This window comes from Rhizobium sp. SVR5-9E (assembly GCF_056755095.1).
The window spans coordinates 1-643 of sequence record NZ_JBNDHS010000235.1 but is presented as its reverse complement, the minus strand read 5'-3'; the positions used below and the strand labels follow the sequence as shown (position 1 = coordinate 643).

The 643-nt window shown below is 62.2% G+C and carries 1 protein-coding gene; it reads right to left on the bottom strand.

All coding sequences use genetic code 11. The features are described 5' to 3' along the window. Position 1: 1 nt before the first annotated feature. Positions 2-643: helix-turn-helix domain-containing protein (locus ACPYOJ_RS34595; protein ID WP_481420261.1), on the bottom strand; the 642-nt coding region annotated here is incomplete at its 5' end.

The window sequence follows — 643 nt, the reverse complement described above, 5'->3', positions numbered from 1 at the left end:
GCTATCCCTGCAAGCGGCGCAAAAGCACGCCCAGCCGCTCTTCTGACGGGCAATCCTCAAGGTCCAGCCGAATTGGGATGCCGCCTCCGCCTCGGTTCCTCACCTCGCTCGGGCTGTCGCCGAACGCTCGCTTGAACGCGCGGCTAAACTCCGCGCCGTCGCTGAAACCGCATTCTTCTGCGATCTGGAATATCAGGCGCCGATCCTTTGGATCTGCGAGCGCTGCATAGGCACTGAGCAGCCGGCGGTGCTGAATATAGTGCATCACCCCGCCAAAGGGCTCGAACAGGTTGTAAAGCCGCGTGCGCGAGATACCGAGCTCCCGCCGCACCAACTCAGACCCAAGTTTCGGATCGAGCAACCGGTTCCGCACCAGCTGTCGCGCCCTTTCGAGAAGGACATTGGCGATCGGCCCTTCTGCCGCTTCGATATGGTCGGCCGATGGCGACACGCATGCAAGGATCATCGCGCGTGTGGCTGCCACGAGTCCAGGCAGATCGGCCTGGGTGAGCATCGGCAAACGGTTGGCCACATCGACAAGGTAGTCGGAGAACAATCGTCCCAGGCCGGTGCTCAACGTGGAGAATTCTGCCGAGCCAAGCGTGGCCGCGGTTTCAAGCGAGAGGTCCCGCGGCACAAAGAG